Origin of the sequence: Colwellia sp. 6M3, from assembly GCF_014077595.1 — a bacterium.
In the GTDB taxonomy this organism is placed as follows: domain Bacteria; phylum Pseudomonadota; class Gammaproteobacteria; order Enterobacterales; family Alteromonadaceae; genus Cognaticolwellia.
The window spans coordinates 29,039-48,921 of the sequence record NZ_JACGWF010000010.1 but is presented as its reverse complement, the minus strand read 5'-3'; the positions used below and the strand labels follow the sequence as shown (position 1 = coordinate 48,921).

Below are 19,883 nucleotides of genomic sequence, written 5' to 3'. Positions count from 1 at the left end.
CAGCTTGGCTGCGTTTTTTGATCGCGACAGAAAGTTTAGCTGTGTTCGAATTTAGCTAATACGGTAAATAATTGCTCAATTTTTTTTACAATATCAATCAATGTGTTTTGGTCTGAAGTTTTTTGCCAAAAGATTAAATCATTCGCTACTTCTTCAACATAGGGTTGAAAAGTATTCGCAGAACACTTAAAACCTGCATCTTCAGTGAATATGGCTGCAAACCCAGCCTGTTTTGCTTCTCGTAATGTCGTTAACGTGGCGTCAGCTGCGAGTGACTTTTTTAAAATTATCGAAATATTTTCGATTAGTTGCTTGTGTACGGCTTCGCTCATAATAACTTATTTTCAGTTTGTGTATTCAATGGCGCTATTATGCCAAATTGATTTAGATTTTGTTAGTCTCTAATGTAATTTTATGTTGTTAGTCTTGCCAGTAACGAGTGCCAGCATACTCTTATGTGCGTTGCCTCATTTGTGCTTATACTTCGCTATATTTTAAATGTCAGTGTTATACCAATGTTATACCAGTGCTATGCCAAATTAATCGGTGTTTTGTTGGCTTCTCCAGCAATTTCTCTAACGAGTTTTGGCATTAAATAACCCGGCAAAATTGCCATAAGTTCCAAGGTAATATTTTTTGCCTCTGCTTCTGTTAAATCAAAATGGGCCACGCCTTGCACTTTATCAAATAAATGTAAGTAATATGGCTGAATGCCAACATCAAACAAACGCTCGCTTAGTTGAGCTAAGATATTGGCGTTGTTGTTAATTCCTTTTAATAAAACACTTTGATTAAAAAGTGGAATGCGCGCTTTTATTAAAGGCTCAATAGCATCAGCTACGTTTTCGTCGATTTCATTCGCATGATTTACATGAAAAACAATCACAGGTTTAAGTCGAGTGGTTTTCAAGGTGTGTACCAGTGCCGGTGTTATTCGCTGTGGTATCACTATTGGTAAACGAGTGTGGATACGCAAGCGCGAAATATGCGGAATTTTTTCTATTTCTGTAATAAGCCATTGCAGGTGATCATCGCTAGCCATTAAGGGGTCGCCACCGCTGAAAATAACTTCGTTAATCTCACTATGTTGTTGAATATAGACCAGTGCTTGTTGCCAACGTGCTTTATTTGGACTGTTATCCGCATAAGGAAAATGGCGGCGAAAACAATAGCGACAATTAACCGCACAACCTGTTTTTACCATCATTAATACCCGGTGTTTATATTTATGCAGTAATCCCGGTGCCACAGTGTCATGTTCTTCTAATGGATCTTCGTTATAACCGTCAGTTATCGAAAACTCTGCATCTAAGGGCATCACTTGTTTTAAAATGGGGTCGTTAATGTCGCCTTTTTTAATGCGAGACATTAAGGGGCGCGGCACACGCACCGGAAATAGTTTACGCGCTGCAAAGTGATGTTGGTAATCTTCTGGTGAAATATCCACCAACTCTAACAAGGTTTTAGGATCGGTAATCACATTTGCTAATTCTTTTTGCCAAGAAGTGTGCAATCTATCACTGATTTGGGTTATTATTTGCGGCATTTCTATATTCAATTTTTAACCTTTACGTTTTCTACGTGAACGAGCGAGCATAATAATTATGGCTAATTTTAGCACTAACCAGTTCAAAGCTGGACTTAAATTAATGATTGATGGTGAACCTTGTAACATTATCGAGAATGAAATAGTAAAACCAGGTAAAGGGCAAGCATTCAATCGCATTAAAATTCGTAAGTTAATATCTGGCAAGGTATTAGAGAAAACTTATAAATCTGGTGAGAGTGTTGAAGGCGCTGATGTTATGGATTCAGAGCTAGGCTATTTATATGCTGATGGTGAGTTTTGGCATTTTATGAACAACGAAACCTTTGAGCAAATTGCTGCTGATGAAAAAGCGGTTGGCGATGTGGCAAAATGGTTAGCAGAAGGTGATGTATGTACCATTACTTTTTGGGATGGCAATCCTATTTCAGTCGATCCACCAAACTTTGTTGAATTAGAAATTACTGAAACTGATCCTGGCCTTAAAGGCGATACAGCAGGTACTGGCGGCAAACCAGCAACATTGGTTACAGGTGCGGTAGTGCGTGTACCATTATTTGTGCAAATAGGTGATGTGGTGAAAGTTGATACGCGTTCGGGTGATTATGTATCACGTGCAAGTAAATAACCCTTTATCATCAATCTAACGTTAATGAAGACGTTAGATAAACTAAAAAGCTCACTTTTTGTGAGCTTTTTTGTCTTTATCGATCAAGGATTATACCTGTTCTGCAGGAGGCACTTCTGAGGTGCGCCCGTCAGGCCAATCTGAGAATGGGAATGGGTAAGACTCTGAGTTAATCGTTAAAAATTGATTAATTTGGTAAGTATAACTGTTTAAGCTTTGCCCAAACCTTACTAGCTGACTGTTCGGCTTTTGGCTAAATAACAGCGTGATAAATTGTACAATAGCGATAAGGCTAATAAAAAGTCGAATAAAACCGCTAATAAAGCCAAAGCACAACATGGCTAAACCGCGTTGCCAAATACCGGGATTTTTCCATGAGCTGTTCGTGGTTTTATCTTCGCCAAATAATTCGTTTTCTAGATCTGCTCTCATAAGTAACTCCAATACTGTATTAATGCTGATACCTACTATATTGTGTGCAAAGTCGAAGCCAATATTTATATACTTATTTATCAATAGATTAACTCTTATCTATTTTATCTCTGTAGTTAATGTAATGACTATTTAGTGAAAATCACTAATTTTAGATAAAAAAGTAAAAAGCCTGCAATGGCAGGCTTAGTAAAGTATTCATTTTAAAATACGGGCTTAAATACCAATTAAGTTACTTTAAATGTTCATTAAAATAATTTGTCATCATGGTTTTTAAATGTAAAGTAGTGCCTTCTCCTTCACGAATACCGTGGCTGCGATTGGGGTATGACATAAAGTCAAACTGGCGGTTATGCTTTATTAATTCATTAATTAAACGTTCAGTGCCTTGGTAATGCACGTTATCGTCACCCGTACCATGAACGAGCAATAGCTTGCCTTGTAGATTCTTGGCATGCGTTATAGGAGAACCTTGCTTATACCCTTCGGCATAATCTGATAATAATCCTGAATAGCGCTCTTGATAAATACTGTCGTATAGGCGTTGATCAGCCACAGGAGCTAACGATATGCCTACTTTATATAATTGAGGATAACGAAATAACATATTTAAGGTCATTGAGCCGCCACCTGAATGGCCCCAAATACCTACACGGTCTACATCAATATAAGACCAACGCTCAGTCATGGCTTTAAGCGCGTCAGCTTGATCCCGTGAAGATAAAATACCTACGGCGCCATAAATAGACTTACGCCATTCTCGGCCTTTAGGGGCGGGTGTGCCGCGATTATCAATTGAAGCGACAATAAAGCCTTGCTCGGTCAACATTTGATCCCAAAAGTAAGCATTGCCGCGCCATTTATCTTGTGCTGTTTGTCCTGCAGGTTCACCGTAAACATAAAAAATAATAGGGTACTTTTTACTGGCATCAAAGTCAGCAGGGCGCATGATATAACCGTCAAGCACAACACCGTCTTGTGCCGTTACTTGAAAGAACTCATGTTGAGGTTTTGCTAACACAGCCAATTGCTCATTGAGTTTTTTATTGCCCATTAACAAATGCTTACTTTGATGTGCTTCGACTTTAATTAACTGCTTTTGGCTTGGTTGAGCAAAGCTTGAGTGTGTATGAATCGCCCATTGCCCATCGGGCGACATTTGGTAACGATTTGAGCCTGAATATTGCTCAGGTGTTATACGTTGGTTTGATAATGAACCATCAAGTTTGCTGCGATATAAATACCGTTGAGCTACATTGTCAGGTGATGCTATAAAATATATCCAGCCGTTTTTCTCGTCAATCGTTTGTAGGTCTGTAATATCAAATTCACCAGGGGTTAAGTTCACCATAGTTGAACCATCACGAGATACTTTGTAGATGTGTCGCCAACCACTTCGCTCGCTTTTCCAAATAAAGTCAGTACCATTTTCTAGCCATTTAGCATCATCGTAAAAGTCTAAGAAGGTTTCTTCTTGCTCAGTAAGTATTAGATCTACTGCACCAGTATTGATATTGGTGAGATAAAGTTTATTTGTATCTTGTTTACGGTTAACGTGCTGAATTAATACTTGCTCAGAATTACCCGACCAGTTCATGCGTGGTACGTACATTTCGCGTGAATTATTAGGCAGTTTTGCCCATGTGGTTTTAGTACTTTTTACATTAACAATACCAATTTTAGCCAAAGCATTTTCTTCGCCTACTTTTGGGTACGGAAATGTCGTTAACGTAGGATAAAGTTCGTCAGTGTTGTTGATCATGATAAAGTCTTTACTGCCGCTAGTGTCTAGCTGCCAATAAGCAATGCTTTTACCATCGGGGCTCCAACGAAAACCATCTCGGATTGAAAATTCTTCTTCGTAAACCCAGTCAAACAAACCATTAATAAGGCCATTGCCGACATCAAAAGTTAATTGCGTAATATTGTTGTTTTTAATCGTTTCAACATAAATATTGTTACCAACGACATAAGCGACTTTTTTACCATCGGGTGAAAATTTGGCAAACATTAAGCTGCTTTCTTTTACTGCTTTACCGCCTAATTGACTCAGCTTATTTGTTAACAGGTTTAATATCCAATAATCACCACGGCTTTTTGAACGCCATACTTTTTTACTGTTGGTATAAATAAGCACTTGCGAGCGGTCGTCTGACCAAAGGTAATTATCAATTGATAAGGGCGTTTCTTTGTTACTTGGGATTAGTTGTTCTGCAAAAATAAGCACTTGACGATCTAGTGAGTTTGGATCATAAAAAACAATGTCTTCACCAACATTTGTGGTTTGCTCTGCGCCTGTTTCGCTAATTGCTGCTTTTTTAGATTTTTCAATCGCGGTATAACCACTTCCATCGGCTAACCAACGAATTTGTCCAAGCCACTGTGAGCTAAATTCACTCTCTTGATAAATACGTTCTAGGGTTAAAGGCACTGTAGTTACACTTTTAGTTGTGGCCTGCTCATTGGTACTTTGGCAAGCAATTAATGACATTGAAATGGTCGTTAAAGCACCCCAATGCAAGAGTTTATTTATAAACATGGTTTATCCTTAATGTTTTTGTCTACTTTAAGTTTTATACTTAGGCAAGGCAAACGCATTCATCCTAACATTTTGTTAGTTCGTCATTATTAGCGTTATAAGCGCTAAATTTGTTGTTGAAAATATCTAACTTGCCCCCACATTAATGACACGCAATTATTTTGAGGTTCGCTATGCTACCAGCATTAGAAATATCCGGATTAACTAAAACCTATAAAGGTGGCTTTCAGGCACTTAAAGGTATTGACCTGACAGTTAATCAAGGCGATTTTTTCGCTTTACTTGGCCCTAACGGTGCAGGTAAATCGACCACTATTGGTATTATTACTTCATTAGTGAATAAAACTGCCGGAAAAGTAGCCGTTTTTGGTCATGATATTGATCAAGAACTTGAAGCAGCTAAAAGCTTTATAGGCTTAGTGCCGCAAGAGTTTAACTTTAATCAGTTTGAATCATTAATGAAAATTTTGGTTAACCAAGCGGGTTACTACGGTGTTGAGCGCAAGTTAGCTTTACAGCGAGCTGAAAAATATTTAAAGCAGCTTAATTTATGGGAAAAGCGCAATGACGCAGCCCGTATGCTTTCAGGTGGCATGAAGCGTCGATTAATGATTGCACGCGCTTTAATGCATGAGCCTAAAATGCTGATACTTGATGAACCAACTGCGGGTGTTGATATTGAACTTAGACGCTCAATGTGGGAGTTTTTACGTGAGCTTAATAAACAAGGTATCACCATTATATTAACGACGCATTATTTAGAAGAAGCAGAAATGCTTTGTCGTAACATTGCCATTATTGACTCAGGTATTATTGTTGAAAATACCGATATGAAATCGTTACTCGCTAAATTAGATGTTGAAACATTTGTGTTTGATTTGAAGCCTAACAGTTCACCTAGCGAGTTGGCTGGATTAAGTTCTAGAGTTATTGACGGACACACATTAGAAGTTGATGTGAAAAAAACTCAAACGATTAATTCAGTGTTTACAGAACTAAATAATCAAGGCATTGAAGTATTAAGTATGCGTAATAAGAGTAATCGACTAGAAGAGCTATTTGTAGGGCTAGTGGGTAGTGGTAAAGTATCAAACAATAGCGCGGTTAAGGAATAAATATTATGGTATCTTCTAGAAATATTATTGCGCTTAAAAGTATTATGCATAAAGAGATCCACCGCTTTATGCGTATTTGGGTGCAAACATTAGTACCACCAGCAATCACCATTAGCTTGTATTTTGTTATTTTTGGTTCATTGATTGGTTCACGTATTGGGCAAATGGGTGGCTTTGACTATATGTCATTTATTGTGCCTGGTTTGATCATGATGAGTGTTATTACTAATTCATACTCTAATGTTGCCTCGTCATTTTTCAGTGCCAAATGGCAACGTAACGTAGAAGAAATGCTAGTGGCACCTGTGCCTAATTGGGTTATTGTTGCTGGATATGTAGGTGGCGGTATGGCTCGAGGGATGTTAGTGGGGGGCATTGTGACTTTAGTTTCAATGTTTTTTGTTGATATTCAAATTCATAATATTTGGGTCATTATTGTAACGGTTGCGCTAACATCAGCCACCTTTGCTTTAGGCGGATTAATTAACGCTATTTTTGCTGGCAGTTTTGACGATATATCGATTATTCCAACGTTTATTCTTACGCCATTAACCTATTTAGGTGGCGTATTTTATTCTATCAGTTTATTACCTGAGTTTTGGCAGGGCGTTTCTCAAATTAATCCTATTGTATATATGGTTAACGCCTTTCGATATGGCTTTTTAGGCATTTCTGATGTTAGCTTAACCTTGTCTTTTGCTGTACTTGGTGTGTTTATTGTCAGTTTATATACCATTGCTATGGTATTAATTACTAAAGGTATTGGCTTAAGAAGCTAATATCATTAGTCATTAACGTATTGAATTTTTATAGGTAGTATTTGATGAACAACACGGAAATAACCGGTGACTCTAAAGCCATTGTAACGAATCAACCTGGTGTACATGAAAAACTGGTTGAAATTGTTAACAAGCATATTGCGCATCCTTCTCAAAAGCCGATACAAGCACACACTCAGCAAGCTTTTGATGAGATAAATGAAATTGTGCAGGCTTTTTCAGGTGAGGTTATTCTTGATTCGTGTTGTGGAGTTGGTCAAAGTACGCGCTTAATAGCAAAGCAAAATCCTGATGCCTTAGTTATTGGTGTTGATAAATCAGCCCATAGAATTAACCGTAACGTTGATGAAGTTAAACTGGATAATGGCGAAGGCACAGTTAATAATTTTCATTTAGTACGTGCTGATTTAAATGATTTTTATCGTTTGGTAGTTGCCGCTAATTGGCAAGTTACTCAGCATTATATTTTATATCCAAATCCTTGGCCAAAAGCTAAACATGTGCAAAGACGTTGGCACGGCAGTGCGGTTTTTCCACAAATAGTCGCTATAGGGCAGGAAATTATTTTACGCAGTAATTGGCTACTTTATTTGGAAGAGTTTCAAGTGGCAGCGGGCATTTTAAATTTCCAAGGCACAATATCAACCATTAACGTTACTCAGCCTCTAACCCCATTTGAGGCTAAATTTCATGCAAGTGGCCAGCAATGTTGGCAATTGCATATTTCCAAATAATTCTAGTGTTAAATTAAAGACAATATTTTGGTTAAATTAACAATTTATTAGCTAATAATTATGAATCACCTAACTGGTTTATAAGCGTTATTTTGTTTTATACCTTTTATTTCAAGTGGTTACAGTTTTGGCCTGAATGTTGATATTACTTAGTTATATCAACGTGAAATTTAGGACGAATACCATGACTAATAATATTAAAAAAACTGTATTTATGATGGCATTAAGTAGTTTAGCGATTGTTGAACTCGGCTTAGTTTATATCGCAACTCTGCTGGGCTAAGAGCAACTTTATTGCAATTAAAATTTGCTTTTAACATCAAAATTGGTGGAAATAACGAGACATTTGCTGCTATTTTTATTAAAGTGCCGATCTTATATAAACCTCAACTTGCTTCGGGCAAGTAGTTAATAGTGAATAAGTATGACGGTCAGTAAACGCGCGGCAAAAGTATCTGAAGAGTCTTTACATCGTATTTTTACCATTCCAGTTGCACCCGATTCTACATTGGGACGCATTGAGAATGACATATCTCAGAACTTAGCTGGTTTTCTGGGTGAGCACATTGCGGCCACTGAACAAGCTTTAAGCGAAATTGAAAAAGATTTTGCGGATCCTAAGATCCCTGAAGAGCCTGCTTTTGTTTCAGACCATATGCAGCACTTACTTGATAAGTTAGTGTCTCAGTCCGTTCATACTTCAAGTCCAAATTTTATCGGTCATATGACCTCTGCTTTACCGTACTTTATTTTACCGCTTTCGAAATTGATGGTCGGCTTAAATCAAAATTTGGTAAAAATAGAAACCTCTAAAGCATTTACCCCAATGGAACGACAAGTTCTGGGTATGATGCATCGTTTGGTTTACCAAGATGACGAACCCTTTTACCAGCAATGGATGCACAGTGCGAATCATTCTTTGGGTGCGTTTTGTTCAGGTGGGACTGTAGCAAATTTAACGGCACTTTGGGTGGCGCGTAATAACTTGCTTAAACCTAATGGGAACTTTAAAGGTGTAGCACGAGAGGGCTTGTTTAACGCACTTAAGCACTATCAATACGATGGCTTAGCTATTTTAGTTTCCGCACGTGGTCACTATTCTCTGAAAAAATCAGCAGATATTTTAGGCATAGGCCAAGACAGTGTTATTGCTATTCCAACCGATGAAAATAATAAAATTGACTGCAAACTGCTTGAAGCTAAATGTCAGCAGTTAGCAAGCCAGAATATTCGGGTACTCAGTATAGTGGGTGTTGCTGGCACCACTGAAACTGGCAATATAGACCCGCTTGATAAAATGGCTGATATTGCTCAACGCTACCAAGCACACTTTCATGTTGATGCAGCGTGGGGTGGCGCGACTCTTCTATCTAATAAGTATCGTCCACTACTAAAAGGTATAGAGTTAGCCGACTCAGTGACTATTGATGCACATAAACAAATGTATGTGCCAATGGGAGCTGGCTTAGTGGTGTTTAAAAACCCTGCTTCTGTTGCTGCAATTGAACACCATGCTGAATATATTTTGCGCAAAGGATCAAAAGATTTAGGTAGCCATACGCTTGAAGGTTCAAGACCTGGTATGGCAATGTTGGTGTACTCTGCATTGCACGTTATTAGTCGACCTGGCTATGAGTTACTGATTAATAATAGTATTGAAAAAGCGAATTATTTTGCCGAGTTGATCACCCAACATGCCGATTTTGAATTGGTCACTAAACCAGAATTATGCTTATTAACGTATCGCTATAACCCTGCTTGTGTACAAAAAGTATTGGCTAATGCTGATGACCTAAAACAAGAAGAAATGAACCTATTGCTTGATAAGTTGACAAAATTCATTCAAAAGCGTCAACGTGAAAATGGCAAGTCTTTTGTTTCTAGAACCCGTATCGAAGTACAAAAATACCAAGGTCGTAAAACGTTAGTTTTTAGAGTGGTATTAGCCAACCCGTTAACGTCAAAAACTATTCTACAAGATGTGTTAGCAGAGCAAGTGCTATTAGCACAAGAGAGTGAAAACTTTCTCCCTCAACTTTTATCGCTGAAATAAAGTTCATGGCATAAAAAAGCGACTAACTAAGTAGTCGCTTTAATGTTCGTAAGTACGTTGCTCAACTCACCGAAATATATTTAAGCTAATTGCACTTGTAAGTTATCAATCAACCTGGCTTTACCGCAGTGCGCTGCCGCAAGTATGACTAATTCTTTATCGTCTTCACTGGCTGGTTGCAGTGTGCGGGCGTGACAAATATGAATATAATCCGTTCTCATTCCTGCATTGTCGATATAGCCAGCGGCCTTCTTTGCTAAGCCAATGAAGTCATTATTATGTTGAATTTCTTTCGCTAGCCATTGAATATTTTGGCTCAATGCCGGCGCTATTTTCTTTTCTTCAACACTGAGGTAATTATTTCGCGAGCTTAAAGCCAAGCCTGAAAGTTCTCGGACTGTTTCAACGGGAATTATTTCAATTGGCATGGATAAATCTTCAACCATGGTTTGAATAACTTGTACTTGTTGATAATCTTTTAAACCAAAGCAAGCAATATCAGGTTGTACTAAATTAAACAATTTACAAACAACCGTTGTTACACCACGAAAATGCCCTGGACGGCTTTCGCCACAATAGCTTTGTGACACATTGGGCACTTCAACGAATGATTGGTTTTCAAGCCCTTTAGGATAAATAATAGCGGGTGTTGGGGTAAATAATACATCGCAACCAGCGGCTAATAGTTTTGCTTGATCATCAGCCATTGTGCGAGGGTAATTATCAATATCTTCATTTACGCCAAATTGCATCGGGTTAACAAAAATACTCGCCACGACTTTATCGGCAACTAATTTGGCTTTTTCAACCAAGGCAATATGTCCTTGATGTAAATTACCCATAGTAGGCACAAAAGCAATTTTAAGGCCTTTTTGTCGCCAAAGATTAATTTCGCTGCGTAAACTCGAAATTTTTTCAATTGTTTGCATGGTTATTCTACTTTTTACTCGATGTTTAAAGTGCTCACTTGCTCTTAGCACCCTAGAAATTAATCTTATTGATAATACTTATTTAAAAATATGCTCGGGTCCAGGAAAATTACCCTTACTGACTTCGTCAATATACAGCTCTACGGCTTTTTGAATATCGCCAGTATCGATTAAAAAGTTACGTGAAAATTTCGGCATGTAACTACACGAAATACCTAAGGCGTCATGCATAACTAAAATTTGACCATCGGTGTCTTTGCCTGCGCCAATACCTATGGTAGGTATCGATACGGCCTCAGTAATAGCCTTGCCTAAACTGCTTGGAATACATTCTAGCACGAGTAACTGAGCGCCAGCGGCTTCTAATGCTTTGGCATTTTCGATCATTTCTTGAGCTTTGGCACTGTCTCTGCCTTGTACTTTAAACCCACCAAAAACGTTGACCGACTGGGGTGTTAAACCTAAATGAGCACAAACAGGAATACCACGTTCAACTAGGCCTTTAATCGTTTCTTCTAACCATTCACCACCTTCAATTTTTACAATACTAGCACCCGCTTGCATTAATTTAGCAGCGTTTATATAGGCTTGTTCAGTGGTTGCGTAACTCATAAACGGCATATCAGCAATAATTAAAGTGTTTTCAACACCGCGTTTTACACATTGTGTGTGATATGCCATTTGGTCAATATCAACGGGGAGAGTATCGTCATGGCCTTGTAAAACCATGCCTAGAGAGTCACCAATTAATATGGCGTGAATACCTGCTTGATCGAATAGTTTCGCAAAGCTGGCATCATAAGCGGTAATGGTGGTTATTTTTTCACCTTGTTGCTTCATTTTCATTAAGGTGGCAGTTGTTATTTTAGCCATATTATTTTCCGTTGTTTATGATGCCGTATTATTATAATGCTAACGTTGATATTCTAACTTAACTTACTGTGAATTTTTAGCCCATTTTTCGCTATCTTACTGGCCAATTCATTAATACTATCACCATCCGGTAAAAATAGATTGGGTGCTATTTCAGCTAACGGCAGTAATACAAACTCTCGTTGCTTTAAGCCGTAATGTGGAATGGTTAAGCGTGCAGTATTAATGACTTGTTGATCAAATAATATAATGTCTAAGTCTAATATTCGAGCGCCCCAACGATTGTCTTTTCGAATACGACCAGTCATGTTTTCAATTTCTTGCAGTTGTTCAAGTAACTCAATAGCGCTTAAGCTAGTTTCAATAGCCACTACCGCATTCATATAATCAGGTTGATCTTGCGGCCCCATGGGACGGCTGAAATATAAAGAAGATACTTGAGTTACAATACAGCATTTAAGTTGGCGCAATTTCTCTAACGCGGCAGATATTTGTGCTTGAGGATCAGATAAGTTACTACCTAATCCAATATAGGCGAGTGGCATTACGCTTCGTTACTCGAATTTTGTACTCGAGGCTTTCTGCGCTTTCGAATTGCTCGGCGAGGACCACTTTTGTTTGCCACTACACTTTTAACCATCACTTGTTGTGTTTCTATATTGCAGGCTTGAAAATCTCCCCACCATTTAGCCAATTCTTGAAGTGCAGCAACTTCCTCAACATTTTTGTTGATGTCACCTTCAATTTCAGCTCGTAACAAAAGAAAGTCATAACCTGCTCTAAACTTAGGATGCTCAAGCGCTTTATATGCTCGCTTGCCATCTCGACGCGCTAATTTTTCTTGTAAAATCCAAATATCTTTCATTACCGCTTGAAAGCGTTTTGGAATAGCGATACTGCGTTGTTGCTCTGACATTATCTCGCTTAATGCACCAAAAAATGCATCTTGTGGCGTGAGTTGTGTTTCACTGTTCAAGCGCTCTATATGCTCTTGCATTGGATACCAAAGCATTGCAGCAAACAAAAATGCGGGTGTTACACGTTGATCATTATTAACTCGATAATCAGTATTCTTCATTGCAAGGGCAATAAAGTCGGCTAAATATACTTGAGATTGTTGATTAAGTTGTTGATCTACTGCAGGGAAAAAATACTGAAATAAGCTATATTCACGAAGCAATTGGAAGTTTTCTACCGCTTTACCTGACATAAACAACTTCAAAAACTCTTCAAATAAGCGAGCTGGCGGAATATTAGCCATCAGCGGAGCTAGAGATTTTATGGGTGCTTTAGTATCTGCATGAATTTCCATGCCGAGTTTTGTCGAAAAACGAATCGCCCTAAGCATTCTAACGGGATCTTCACGGTAGCGTGTTTCTGGGTCACCAATTAAGCGAATTTGTTTGGCATAAACATCTGCTACGCCATTGGCAAAGTCATAAACTTTAAAGTCTTTGGCTGAATAATAAAGCGCATTGATGGTGAAGTCTCGACGTTCAGCGTCTTCTTCAATACTGCCATAAATGTTGTCTCGCAGTAACATACCATCTTCACTTTGCTTTGACGTTTTTTGACAATTTTTATCTTCATCACTGTCGTGATGGCCCCTAAATGTGGCAACTTCAATAATTTCACGACCAAAAACAATATGTGCAAGACGAAAGCGACGACCAATAAGACGACAGTTACGAAACAAGGCTTTAATTTGTTCAGGGGTTGCATTGGTCGCAATATCGAAATCTTTAGGCGTTAAACCTAAAATAATATCGCGGACACCACCGCCAACGAGGTAAGCGTCATAGCCACCTTTATTTAAGCGATACAATACTTTTAAAGCATTGTGACTCATGTGTTTTCTAGATACAGGGTGCTGATCACGAGAAAGTATAATTGGCTGCTCAAATGAAGGCAGAGTAGAGTTATTTTTTCGTGTTTTTCCAAGTACTTTTTTACACAAATTGATGACGCTTTTGATAATGGTGGACCCCAGTTTTATCATTAAATTTCTCGCGCAATGATATAACAGTGCAAGCAAAAAGAGAATGGAAACAGTGTGAAAAAAAGGCTTATAGAACGATTTCTTGTGATTTTGGCACTTGGCTTATCGACCAATGAGTGATTGCCCAGCTTAAAAGCTCAGCAACGTTGGCTTGAAGTAACTCATTAGGCGGTTGTTGGCCAAGAAATTTTAATGCTGAAAATAGTGAAGGGATGGGATTGTTTTTATCAACTTCTGGTGCGTTATTCTGCTTACTTAATTTAAATCCAGGCTTAGCAACGGCTAAAGGAAAGTGGCCGTAACTTGGCGGTTTTTGTTGCAATGTTTGGTAAAAGCTCAATTGTCGTGCTGTTGGTTCGAGCAGATCACAGCCGCGAATAACATGGGTAATATTTTGATAGATATCGTCAACCACCACTGCTAATTGATAAGCAAATAAGCCATCTTTTCTTAGCACGATAAAATCTTCTTGCGCAAGCTCTTGATTACAAGCGACATGGCCTTGAATAATATCGTTAAATTGTGAAATACCGAAAGTGTTAATTACACGCGTAGCACTGTCAGCTTCTGGCTGTGCTAAACCTCGGCAATGGCCTTGGTAAATACCACCAAGAGCTTTAATTTGAGCTCGAGTACAGTGACAATAATAACTGAGGTTTTGTTGGGCTAAATCGGCTAATACTTCGCGATATAGCGAACTTTGTTGGCTTTGATAGAGTACTTGTTCATCCCAATGCAAGCCAAAAAGTTCTAAGGTTTGCAGAATGTCTTTACTCGCACCTGCTTTTTCTCTTGGGGGATCAATATCTTCAATTCTAACAAGCCATAGGCCGTTATTATGCTTAGCGTCTAGATAACTCGCCAATGCAGCAATTAAAGAACCGAAATGTAAAAGACCAGAAGGGGATGGAGCAAAGCGACCGCGATATTGTTGAACAATATTGGGTCGCATAGCTTTCTTAAATTCCAACAAGGTCGAAGGTATTAACCTGCGAGTTGGCGTTCTTTGATTTCTTGTAATGTTTTACATTCAATACAAAGATCAGCAGTTGGACGGGCTTCTAAACGGCGAATACCGATTTCTATGCCACAAGAGTTACAAAAACCAAAGTCATCGTCTTCGATTAATTGTAAAGTCTTTTCAATTTTCTTTATTAGCTTACGTTCACGGTCACGAGTACGTAATTCAAGGCTAAACTCTTCTTCTTGAGCCGCACGGTCAACAGGATCTGGGAAGTTTGCTGCTTCGTCCTGCATATGCGTTACGGTACGATCGACTTCTTGACGAAGTTGTATACGCCACGCATCTAGAATTTTCTTGAAATGTTCTAGTTGCGCGCCATTCATGTATTCTTCTTTAGGTTTTTCGACGTAAGGGTTAACGCCCGCTAATGCTAAAATACCTAATGTTTTCTGTGTTGGCATGCTAATTCTCCTAATGCTACTAGACCTAATTCGACGGTGCATCGTTACATCATGTAACGTCATCGCTTGGTTGCAACTGCCAATTTATGTAGACCTGTAATATTCCACATATATTGTGTTAGCTAGTATAAAATTCAAGGCTTAATTGATAAATAATCATGATAAAATTGAAAGTATTTTTTAATCTTATCTGCTGTCTAAACTTTAATTAAAGTGACAATAATTTTTGAGCAAGCTCTTTTAGCAAGTTTATAGCCCCTACGTCAATCATTATTCTTGCTATTTCTTAGTTATCGCTAAAGTATTACAGGGACTTTGTTGGTTAAAGCAACGTTAAATTTAAGTTGTTCTTTTTTAAATATAACTTTGTAAGCTATGATTTCAACGCCTTGTTGGCTTGCTTCACGTAATAGCTTTGTGTATTTAAGGTCAATATGTTCAGCAGGTTTTACGTCATTGATACCTGAATGGAGCACAGCAAATAAAAGTACCGCTCTATGACCTTTTGCAGCAACGGCTATTAACTCACGTAAATGTTTTTGCCCGCGAAGTGTGACCGCATCAGGAAAATAACCTTGATTATCTTCAAGTAGTGTTACACTTTTTACTTCAATAAAAGTTTCAAAACCATTCTTATTGGTTAAGTGGAAATCTATTTTACTATTCTCTTCACCATATTTAACTTCACGATTTAATGTTTCAAATCCTTGTAGCTCTGAAATAGTGCCATTTAAAATGGCTTTTTCTGCCAGTTGATTAGCGCGAATAGTATTGACACAAATAAAGTCATTATTTTGAGTTTGTGTTAATTCCCAGCTAAAAGAATATTTGCGTTTTAAATTGTCAGAAGTACTATACCAAACAATATCATTAGGTATCGCACAGCCACTCATTGCTCCTGTGTTTGCTACATGAATGGTACAGTCACTATCATCTTCTAATGTTATATCGGCGAGAAAACGTTTGTAACGTTTAATCAACGTCGCCTTTTTAAGGTTAATTTCCATTTTATTGAATGGTTTATTTTGAATGGTAAAGAGTATTTCGTTTATTTTACGTTATTCAGTCTTGAACTGCTAATTCATTGGCAGATATAAACACTCGCTTATCATTTACATAGGCTTCGATAGGTTCACGTTTTTCGACATATATAAATCGTCATACTTTACCCCACCGTTACCATAAGGGTGGGACTTTGGTCCAGTATTAGCATTCATTAGAAAATATATAAGCGGCAATTCTCTCGCCATTCTAAATGTAGCATTTGTATAAACTTTTGTCTGAGTAGGAAATTCGTCTGAGCCTTGAATGTATACATCATACGTTTGTCCATTATCACTTAATAAGGCGTTATTCACGACATACCATATTTGGTACCAAACTCCTGCTATTAAAGGCTTTGCATCTTGCTGGGTTACAGGGTTAATAATATTAGCGTAGCCTTTGTCGACTTTTACCATAAGCGCCCCAGTATTGATTAAGCCATTCGATTCAGTTTTATCGGTTACTCTGAGCGTGGGTTCAAAAGCGTTATAATCGTTAAGTTCAATGTCTTTCGGGTGCATGTTGCTTATGCCAAAAGCATGATTGTTAGGGAAAGACTCAACATTTATTCGAGTATAAAACGTGTAGGTTTCTCCAACGGCTACCTGTACAGGCAACTTTTTATAGGTGAGGGCTTTTCGGTTGCCTATAATATTTTCTGCAGCGGGTTTTTTAATTAGGTAAGTATTATCTTTTGAATGTAACTTTTCACTACGTTGTTCAGTGACCTGAGGGGTAGGGATGTTAGGCGCAGTGTCATTTTTAGTATCAGCTTTGGTCCACCCGACAAGGTTATTTTTTTGTTCAAAATTATCGATTAAAATCCAGCTCTTGTTATGGGCTTGAACATGGTTTGCCATCATCAGGAAAAATACTATGAGAAAATAATTAATTTTATAGTGACTCAAGCTCATTTTTTTAAAACCTTGTATTATAAATGCTCAAATATATTAAACTACGTGAGCTTTAGTGATTGATCTAACATTTAGCCGATATCTAATAAGAAAGCCTTATTGGTCAACTAGGTGTTTAGGTTAATTATTTATTTATGTAGTGTAAACTATCAGCTTAAAATTAATGTAAAGGCGATAACATGACAACAGCTAATTCTGCCCCAGTATCAATAACGTTGACCCCAACTAATCTTACTCAAGGTTGGCAGCAAGATAAAACTCTTCAAATTACCCAAGATAATATTGCTATTTATTTACCACAAGACGCTGATTTTCGCTTACGAAAAATTCAAATGGCCGCACGTAAAATAGAAAAACTAGGCATTGAGCATGCGACTTTACAAGGTAACGACTGGAACGAAGCAAGCCAATGGGCATTTGCACTTGGTTTTAGTTGTGTTAATAAATTAGAAAATATCAGCTTTTGTGGCGACCCCGCTTTAATTGAACGCCTGAATAATAAATTAGCCGTTTATGCTTGGAGCCGTGATTTAACTAACCAAACTCCGGCAGAGCTATATCCATTAAAATTAGCCGAACTGGCCACAGACTATATTAAAAATATTGCACCAGCGCATGTTTCTTCACGCCTGATTCAAGGTGAAGCGTTGAAAGAACAGCAATGGATGGGTATTTACAATGTAGGTAAAGGTAGTGTTAATGAACCCTGCTTACTCGAGTTAGACTTTAATCCTACGGGTGACGACAACGCTCAAGTAGCGGCATGCCTAGTGGGCAAGGGGATTACTTTTGACAGTGGTGGTTATAGTATAAAAAGTAACGCAGGCATGTTTGATATGAAGTGCGATATGGGCGGAGCTGCCGTTGTTGCAGGTGCGTTAGCATTGGCAATGAAGCAAGGATTAAATCAACGCGTTAAATTGTACCTTTGTTGTGCAGAAAATATGATCAGCCGTGATGCTTATAAACTTGGCGATATTATTACTTATAAAAACGGTGTTACTTGTGAAATAGCCAATACCGATGCTGAAGGTCGTCTTGTACTTGCCGATGGTTTGATGGCGGCAAGTGCAACGGGTGCGCCGATGATTATCGATGCGGCGACATTAACGGGTGCTGCTGTAGGTGCCACAGGTGGTGATTACACTGCTTTGTTCGCACTTGACCAAAGTGCAGTAGCTAAAGCTCAAACTTCTGCAACCGCAACTGGCGAAGCTATTTGGCAATTACCTCTAGAGCCTTGGCATCAAGATAAGTGTCCGTCAGTTTTTGCTGATACAGCAAACAGTCGTACAGTAAAAGGTGGTGGAGCTGGTGGAGCAAGTAATGCAGCAGGCTTTTTATCACGCTTTGTTGATAATGACGGTGCTGGCTGGTTACACTTTGACTTAGCAGGCGCTTACAATGGAACTGAGTCTGGACTTTGGGCAGCAGGCGCAACAGGTCTTTGTATCGCTACCATTGCCGACTTAATTACTCAATAATAATCAATTAAGATTTTATTAAGATGTTATTAAGACAACGAATGGCGGAAGTTCAAAGCTTTCGCTATTCTTATCGCTAAAGCGCTATTGAGCATTGGCAGAAATAACTTTCTAACCCTGTAATAATTTTTATTTTTTCGTCAGGCGAAATGAGGGAATATAGAAATAGGTATTAGTTGTCTAAAATGTAAGGCCGAAAACTTCTGAAGAGTCGGCAAGTCTATATTTCAACCTCTTATTAAGTCTTGTTGTACTGTAAATATTGTTCTAACCAAGATTGAGCACAGTTGATGTCACTAAAAACATAAAAAGTAATATTACATGCTTGGTAAATTCTGCGTAACTGCAATTGTTGAATATCCGCGGTACTGCTATCAATTAGCACACTAGCATTAGCAATTAAGCCTTTTTCTACTCGGTATTTATTAACCTTGATAAGGGCTTCCTCAGCTTCAGGCGAAAAAACACTGTTACCATAAAAAGTAATTAATAACCCCCAAGGTTGACCAGAAAACTGATCACAAGCACTGTACATATCGTCAATATATTTTTCAGTTACTTGGTCATTAAATGGACCGAAGGCTTCAACTTGTAAAATGTTCGATCGTGACGCTATCGAATACTTATCCTCGACTATTGTTTCCATTATCAAACTCCATTTAAAAATAGGGTCACAAGTGATAGCAGCATTTTATTCTTTTGCCAAGTAAGCATAAATTTTAAAATTTGCAAATTTAATTTGTATGTAAATTAACCGATTTAATTTAAAGCTTCCACGTTTGAATTGGTATATATTGAACGCCATATTCTGAAGAGAATGAGTGATATAAGCTAAAGCTCTTGATACTTAATGTCTGAGTTACTGCTGTCTTTTCGATGATATTGTTAGTCTCAATTAATGATGACTTTGCTTTACGGTATAAGCTTAAGTGAGGTTGGTAGCGATAATTTTCTAATGTGATATTGCTGTTTAGACTTAACTCAACAATCACCTCATTTAAATACATTAACCAATGGGGACAACTTTCCGGCATAAGATGTAATACCTGCGCTTTTTTAAAGTACCCAACTTTAGATAAGCGTAAAGAAAAACTGATATCTTGTGTTGCTAACATATTGAGTTGTTGTTGAATTAAATGGTGCTGTTGATTAATTAGTACTGTTAAATTGGCTTGTTTTTCTTGCTCTAGTAAGCCAAGAAAAGCCAATGTGACATGAAAGTTATTTTCATCAATTGCTTTAAATGGTAAGTCTAAATGTTGCTTTCGCCATTGCGCAACTTTGACTTTATCAGCGCTTGAAATATCTAAGGCAATAAACATACGTTTTTTCATATTTGTTCCGTTATTGTGTTTAGCATTAGAGAATTAGTGACATAGAATAAGATAA

20 protein-coding genes are annotated in these 19,883 nt (G+C 38.0%); 6 read left to right on the top strand and 14 right to left on the bottom strand.

The features are described 5' to 3' along the window. Positions 1 to 35: 35 nt before the first annotated feature. Together H4J50_RS04070 and epmB are read right to left on the bottom strand one after the other, a co-directional pair. Positions 36 to 332, bottom strand: a complete 297-nt coding sequence (locus tag H4J50_RS04070) for a hypothetical protein (protein WP_182254608.1) — start codon at positions 330 to 332, stop codon at positions 36 to 38. Positions 333 to 529: 197 nt separating this feature from the next. Then, on the bottom strand, positions 530 to 1,546 hold the full coding sequence (gene epmB / locus H4J50_RS04065) for an EF-P beta-lysylation protein EpmB (protein ID WP_182254632.1): 1,017 nt from the start codon (positions 1,544 to 1,546) through the stop codon (positions 530 to 532). A gap of 58 nt (positions 1,547 to 1,604) precedes the next feature. On the opposite strand from epmB, the gene efp reads away from it, so the two are divergent. Continuing rightward, positions 1,605 to 2,174: an elongation factor P gene (efp, locus tag H4J50_RS04060; protein ID WP_182254606.1), complete on the top strand. Its 570-nt coding sequence runs from the start codon at positions 1,605 to 1,607 to the stop codon at positions 2,172 to 2,174. Between the two features lie 90 nt (positions 2,175 to 2,264). On the opposite strand, the gene H4J50_RS04055 is transcribed toward efp, so the two are convergent. After that, positions 2,265 to 2,606 carry a DUF4389 domain-containing protein gene (locus H4J50_RS04055; RefSeq protein ID WP_182254604.1) on the bottom strand — a complete coding sequence of 114 codons (342 nt, stop codon included), beginning with the start codon at positions 2,604 to 2,606 and terminating at the stop codon, positions 2,265 to 2,267. 232 nt (positions 2,607 to 2,838) lie between these two features. Then, positions 2,839 to 5,145: a S9 family peptidase gene (locus H4J50_RS04050; protein WP_182254602.1), complete on the bottom strand. Its 2,307-nt coding sequence runs from the start codon at positions 5,143 to 5,145 to the stop codon at positions 2,839 to 2,841. Positions 5,146 to 5,318: 173 nt separating this feature from the next. On the opposite strand from H4J50_RS04050, the gene H4J50_RS04045 reads away from it, so the two are divergent. The 4 genes from H4J50_RS04045 to panP all read left to right on the top strand — a co-directional run bounded on the left by H4J50_RS04045 (position 5,319) and on the right by panP (position 9,826). Beyond that, the gene (locus H4J50_RS04045) at positions 5,319 to 6,260 is read left to right on the top strand and encodes an ABC transporter ATP-binding protein (protein WP_182254600.1); all 942 of its coding nucleotides are present in this window, start codon (positions 5,319 to 5,321) and stop codon (positions 6,258 to 6,260) included. A 5-nt stretch (positions 6,261 to 6,265) separates the two neighbouring features. Then, entirely contained in the window at positions 6,266 to 7,039 is a 774-nt protein-coding gene (locus tag H4J50_RS04040) for an ABC transporter permease (RefSeq protein WP_182254598.1), read from the top strand. Between the two features lie 44 nt (positions 7,040 to 7,083). Continuing rightward, complete coding sequence (locus tag H4J50_RS04035) at positions 7,084 to 7,773, top strand: tRNA (guanosine(46)-N(7))-methyltransferase TrmB (RefSeq protein ID WP_108454979.1); 690 nt, start codon at positions 7,084 to 7,086, stop codon at positions 7,771 to 7,773. A gap of 424 nt (positions 7,774 to 8,197) precedes the next feature. Further along, entirely contained in the window at positions 8,198 to 9,826 is a 1,629-nt protein-coding gene (gene panP, locus H4J50_RS04030; protein WP_182254596.1) for a pyridoxal-dependent aspartate 1-decarboxylase PanP, read from the top strand. Between the two features lie 80 nt (positions 9,827 to 9,906). On the opposite strand, the gene panC is transcribed toward panP, so the two are convergent. The 8 genes from panC to H4J50_RS03990 form a co-directional block, all read right to left on the bottom strand. Next, complete coding sequence (gene panC, locus H4J50_RS04025; protein WP_182254594.1) at positions 9,907 to 10,755, bottom strand: pantoate--beta-alanine ligase; 849 nt, start codon at positions 10,753 to 10,755, stop codon at positions 9,907 to 9,909. Between the two features lie 78 nt (positions 10,756 to 10,833). Then, a complete protein-coding gene (panB, locus tag H4J50_RS04020; protein WP_108454982.1) occupies positions 10,834 to 11,628 on the bottom strand; it encodes a 3-methyl-2-oxobutanoate hydroxymethyltransferase in 795 nt (264 codons plus the stop codon). Between the two features lie 53 nt (positions 11,629 to 11,681). Continuing rightward, a complete protein-coding gene (folK, locus tag H4J50_RS04015; RefSeq protein WP_182254592.1) occupies positions 11,682 to 12,173 on the bottom strand; it encodes a 2-amino-4-hydroxy-6-hydroxymethyldihydropteridine diphosphokinase in 492 nt (163 codons plus the stop codon). Beyond that, positions 12,173 to 13,627, bottom strand: a complete 1,455-nt coding sequence (gene pcnB, locus H4J50_RS04010) for a polynucleotide adenylyltransferase PcnB (protein ID WP_182254590.1) — start codon at positions 13,625 to 13,627, stop codon at positions 12,173 to 12,175. Before pcnB ends, folK begins: the two co-directional genes overlap by 1 nt. A gap of 67 nt (positions 13,628 to 13,694) precedes the next feature. After that, positions 13,695 to 14,579, bottom strand: coding sequence for a tRNA glutamyl-Q(34) synthetase GluQRS (gluQRS, locus tag H4J50_RS04005; protein WP_182254588.1), 885 nt, complete (start codon positions 14,577 to 14,579; stop codon positions 13,695 to 13,697). Between the two features lie 32 nt (positions 14,580 to 14,611). Then, positions 14,612 to 15,052 carry an RNA polymerase-binding protein DksA gene (gene dksA / locus H4J50_RS04000; RefSeq protein ID WP_108454986.1) on the bottom strand — a complete coding sequence of 147 codons (441 nt, stop codon included), beginning with the start codon at positions 15,050 to 15,052 and terminating at the stop codon, positions 14,612 to 14,614. A gap of 296 nt (positions 15,053 to 15,348) precedes the next feature. Next, positions 15,349 to 16,059: a DNA/RNA nuclease SfsA gene (gene sfsA / locus H4J50_RS03995; protein WP_182254586.1), complete on the bottom strand. Its 711-nt coding sequence runs from the start codon at positions 16,057 to 16,059 to the stop codon at positions 15,349 to 15,351. 105 nt (positions 16,060 to 16,164) lie between these two features. After that, positions 16,165 to 16,959 (bottom strand): hypothetical protein, encoded by a 795-nt coding sequence (locus tag H4J50_RS03990; protein WP_259366154.1) that lies wholly within the window; start codon positions 16,957 to 16,959, stop codon positions 16,165 to 16,167. A gap of 230 nt (positions 16,960 to 17,189) precedes the next feature. Here H4J50_RS03990 and pepB point away from each other — a divergent pair, with 230 nt between their 5' ends. Beyond that, positions 17,190 to 18,494 (top strand): aminopeptidase PepB, encoded by a 1,305-nt coding sequence (gene pepB, locus H4J50_RS03985; protein ID WP_108454989.1) that lies wholly within the window; start codon positions 17,190 to 17,192, stop codon positions 18,492 to 18,494. Between the two features lie 238 nt (positions 18,495 to 18,732). Here the strand turns inward: pepB and H4J50_RS03980 are convergent, their stop codons facing one another. Together H4J50_RS03980 and thpR are read right to left on the bottom strand one after the other, a co-directional pair. Then, complete coding sequence (locus H4J50_RS03980) at positions 18,733 to 19,140, bottom strand: hypothetical protein (RefSeq protein ID WP_108454990.1); 408 nt, start codon at positions 19,138 to 19,140, stop codon at positions 18,733 to 18,735. A 118-nt stretch (positions 19,141 to 19,258) separates the two neighbouring features. Beyond that, entirely contained in the window at positions 19,259 to 19,828 is a 570-nt protein-coding gene (thpR, locus tag H4J50_RS03975) for an RNA 2',3'-cyclic phosphodiesterase (RefSeq protein WP_182254582.1), read from the bottom strand. Between the last annotated feature and the right edge of the window lie 55 nt (positions 19,829 to 19,883).